3 protein-coding genes are annotated in these 4,241 nt (G+C 44.4%); 1 reads left to right on the forward strand and 2 read right to left on the reverse strand.

The window, feature by feature from the left end:
- Window positions 1–299: 299 nt before the first annotated feature.
- Window positions 300–1,514, reverse strand: a complete 1,215-nt coding sequence (locus AC1DPZ_RS23025; RefSeq protein WP_477407850.1) for a serine hydrolase domain-containing protein — start codon at window positions 1,512–1,514, stop codon at window positions 300–302.
- 109 nt (window positions 1,515–1,623) lie between these two features.
- Between AC1DPZ_RS23025 and AC1DPZ_RS23030 the strand changes: the two genes are divergently transcribed.
- The gene (locus AC1DPZ_RS23030; protein WP_477407852.1) at window positions 1,624–2,625 is read left to right on the forward strand and encodes a tetratricopeptide repeat protein; all 1,002 of its coding nucleotides are present in this window, start codon (window positions 1,624–1,626) and stop codon (window positions 2,623–2,625) included.
- A 92-nt stretch (window positions 2,626–2,717) separates the two neighbouring features.
- Here AC1DPZ_RS23030 and AC1DPZ_RS23035 read toward each other — a convergent pair whose 3' ends face one another.
- On the reverse strand, window positions 2,718–3,932 hold the full coding sequence (locus AC1DPZ_RS23035) for a CehA/McbA family metallohydrolase (RefSeq protein ID WP_477407854.1): 1,215 nt from the start codon (window positions 3,930–3,932) through the stop codon (window positions 2,718–2,720).
- Window positions 3,933–4,241 lie beyond the last annotated feature (309 nt).

Here is a 4,241-nt window from a genome sequence, read left to right on the forward strand (position 1 = left end):
ACCTTCGGCAGCGCCTGATACAGTTATGGCATCCAGGCGTTTTTTTGATTCACCAGCCTTTTGCTGGGCTTCCATTAATTTATCGAACATAATATTTTACTAAATATGCAAATTACAGATGTGCAAATATGCAAATGTGCAATTGTTTAAATGAATTGATACTTAAATTTTACAATTGTAAAACCAAATAGTTTTAAGGCAATTCTCACTACTCACTACTCACTACTCACTACTCACTACTCACTACTCACTACTCACTACTCACTACTCACTACTCACTACTCACTACTCACTACTCACTAATCATCACTTGTATCGCCATTACCGTTGTAGGCGCTTTTACGCACAACAGGCATACCGGCGGCTTTAAAAAGGTCGTCGAGTTTTAGCAGGCTGCCATTGGCTAAGTTTGATAACAGTACAACCGTGATATCGTTTTTCATATCGCGCAGGTAAATGTGCCTGAAACCATGCCACCAGCCGGTATGGTAAATAACCTCCTGGCCCGGTGCGGTAAATGTACGCCAGCCGTAGCCATAGCTAAAGTGGCCATGCAGCATAGGGTTGCGGGGTACATATGCCGAATCGAGGGTAGCCTGTTTTAATAGCAGGCCAGCGCGCAAAGCTCGGTCAAATAAAAACAGGTCGCCAACGGTGCTGTAGATTCCTTTATCACCCACCGGGCCATCCAAAAAGTTTTGTGCAACAGAATATCTCCACTGACCACGATCATGCCCTACAACATGCACCGGGATTTTGTCATACACCGCTTTTGAATAAACGTTGGTATGCGCCATGCTTGCAGGCTTAAATACATTATCTTTCATGAACTGCGTGTATGATAAGCCGCTCACTTTTTCGATAATAGAACCCAATACCATAAAGTTGGAATTGTTGTAAAGAAATCTTTTATTGGGCACATTAAATGGTCGTGGCTTATAGTCGGCAATCATTTTCATGGCATCAGCATTGGAGAGTCCTTTCCTTTGGTTAAGGTGCTGGCTTCGGTATATATCGTCAACAAAATACACGTAATTCATCATACCCGAGCGATGCGTAAGCAGCAGGCGGATGGTAACCCCATCATAAGGGAAATCAGGAAAAAATTTCTTCACGTTGTCATCAAGGCTAAGCTTGCCACGCTCCATCAGCATTAATATGCCGGTAGATGTCATAGTTTTTGTTACCGAGGCCAGCTCAAACTGGTAGTTTAGCTTAAGGCTGTCGCGGTGCAGGTAATCGGCCCAACCTATGGCCTTCTCATAAACTATTTTGCCTTTTTTGGCTACAAGCACATTGCCGTTAAAACCCCGGGTACGGTGCAGTTCCTGCATCACCGCATCTATCTTTTTGTCAGCTTGTTTTGGGTTGTAGGCAAGTAGGGTGGTAGTATCTAAAGGTTTGCCGGTAACGTGGTTGGCGTCCTGGTTTTTGTTTTTATTTTTTGATGAACAGGCTGTTAAAATCAGCAGGGAGGTAGTAAACGAAAGGACGCTTTTATACAGTAACTTCATAAGTAAATTTCTCACTCTTAAACGAAAGCGAAAATTAGAAATTATACATCAGGTATCTATTAAAGTTTTTATTTTTTTCTTTTAGTTAAATCTCTTTGTATGTTTAAGTATGAATTTCATTAAAACCATCCGCCTCATTATTCCCGTTTTACTGTTTTCTGTTGCCGCTTTTGCACAGGAGACTGATGTTGCTACCCTAATAAAGCAAGGAATTCAGCTAAACAACGAGCATAATTACGCAGGGGCGATTGAAAAATATAGCCAGGCTTTAGCAGCCGATCCTGAAAATGCGCAGGCAAATTACCAGCTGGCTTTTAGTTTAAATGCATTGGGTAAGGGAGCAGAAGGCATACCTTATTTAAACAAGGTAATAAAGGCGAATAGTAACTTCACCGGACCGGCCTACGAACTTTTAGGCGGAATTTATGATAGTAGCCATCAACCGCAGCAAGCTATTGATGCCTATAAGGAAGGACTTAAAATTAAACCCGACTACCAGCCACTATATTTTAACCTTGGGATAGCCTATTTCCGCGCCAAACAGTATGCCGAAGCAGAACAGGCAGCAATTGAGGCTATCAAGCTCGATCCTAAACATGCTAATAGCCAGCGGCTTTATGGCCTGGTTACTTTTCATCAAAATAAACGGGCGGCAGCTTTAATGGGGCTTTGTAGTTTTTTACTGCTTGAACCCGATGGCCCGCGAAGCGACGAAGCCTATACCAATATGCAAAGTATTTTAAAAGGCGGGACGCTTAAAACAGAAGATGCCAAAGCCGAACCCTCAACCATTGCCCTGAACAGGACTTTGAACGCGGCTATAGCCAGGGCAAAACCCGGCTCAACTCCTGTTGAATTATTGGAGAACCAGTTACAAGCTGTATTTGAGGCCGTTGGTCAATTAGCAGAGAAGCAACCCGGTAACGATTTTTTTAGACATTATTATGCCGGATTCTTTTACCAGCTGAGTAAAACTGACAGTATGCCCGCTTTTGCCAGGCTGATGGGCTTAAGCGGCAACAAGGAAGCAAACAAATTGTGGTTGCAGCAAAATGAGGATAAGCGCAAGGCGCTGGATGCATGGGTGGCAGGGGTGGAAAGAAAGTTTTAATTGCTTCTTTACTTTCAAAATTCTGTCCCCCGGAGCCCTGTTATAAAGAACCCCGAGGACGAAAGAATTATTTATCAGCTAAGGTGTTTCGATCAAAAATTCGGATCAAAATTGAAGAAGATCGGGTTCGATAGTCCAACCATGTTGCCGCTCAGCGCCATTGATCCGGGAACCTGTGGGTAGGGTGTAGGCGTGCCCTGAACTTCTACCCGGTAATAGCTCCGTTCAAGTATAGCAGGGGTATCGGTAAACTCGATGACAGGTGTTTTACCGGTGGTTTTGAAAGTGCCAAACGGGCTGCCATTTTTCACCACATTAATGGTGTACTCGCCATCGGCAGGAATATTTCCTGTAAGCTGAACGTGGAATTTTACCGGCTTACCTGTAGCTTTGGTGTTATCGCCCATCATCATATCCATTTTACCATCCTGGTTTACGTCTGCATAAAATTCAACACGTGGCGCGTATGGGTTCGAGCTGATGCATACCCGTCCATCCGTGAGCGCGTCTATTACAGCCTGCGAGGTGCGCGACGTGGCAAACACCCAGGTTGTTGGGGTGCCAACATAGTTTGCCTTGGCCTGGTAACTGTTTTTGGTTTCCTTATCGGGCGAATCCGGGACCCCATGGTGCGCGTCGCTCCCGCCTCTGCCTGTCAGCTTGCGACCTGATGACAACATATCGTCCCAGATCATGATGGCATTGGCATTTTTCGACCAGATTGCCGAGTTCCATACTTCGATAGAATTAACCATATCGTACGAATATCCGAAATGATCTTTCCCGCTTGGATGGTTGGCCGAAAGATGGATGCCGAGCTGTTTTTTCACCGCGCCTACCACTACGTCGCGTTGATCGCGAACGTCATATAACCGCTGGTGATCATAAGGTACAGCCGAGAAGGCATTGCCATGGCCGCGGGTTGTGGTCCATTCGGCGCTATAAAGCAGCAGCACCGAGTCTGATTTAAATTCCGGGTCGGCCCAGGTATGGTTAGCTACGTCGCCGTTTACATGGTTATCGTGGTCGGTAATGGCAACGAAATCGATGCCTGCCGATTTAGAAAAGGCAATGATTTTGCTGATCGGGTTGTTGGACGATTCGGTACTGTGGCGGGAATGTACATGCAGTTCGCCCTTTAACCAAACGCCTTTGGTAAGGCTGGCTATTGGCGGCAGCACACCAACTTCGGTAGCAGCCCATGGATTAGTGTGGTTTGCCTGGGCTAACGCTACATTGCTAATGAATGCCGTAATGATAATCAGTAACGAGGTAGGGAATGTTTTTTTGTAATTGTAAAAAGTCATATCAAATTAATTAACAGGTAGTATGTTTGGCCGGCAACATACCCCATTCATATTAATTGAATGTTAGGGTAGGCAAAATGAATAAGATTGTGACAAAGTATGCAAGCAGCTCGCGCATACAGCGTTTAAAAAACACCTACAACTCAATGCCTTTTCATAATGATAACAATCAATCGCGCCTGTATTTAGTATCACGTTCGCAGATAATTTTGTATCTGCGAACGTGGTGCCAAAGTAAGATAAAATTTTTACCAGGAAATTTGATTATATATTTTATTTACTCAATTCTAAAACCCACATACGCATCTG

Source organism: Mucilaginibacter sp. P4_G9 (assembly GCF_056400985.1).

Excerpts from the sequence above, each read along its gene's own strand:
- AC1DPZ_RS23025 (WP_477407850.1), bottom strand. The coding sequence starts at position 1,514 with ATGAAGTTACTGTATAAAAGCGTCCTTTCGTTTACTACCTCCCTGCTG.
- AC1DPZ_RS23030 (WP_477407852.1), top strand. The coding sequence starts at position 1,624 with ATGAATTTCATTAAAACCATCCGCCTCATTATTCCCGTTTTACTGTTT.
- AC1DPZ_RS23035 (WP_477407854.1), bottom strand. The coding sequence starts at position 3,932 with ATGACTTTTTACAATTACAAAAAAACATTCCCTACCTCGTTACTGATT.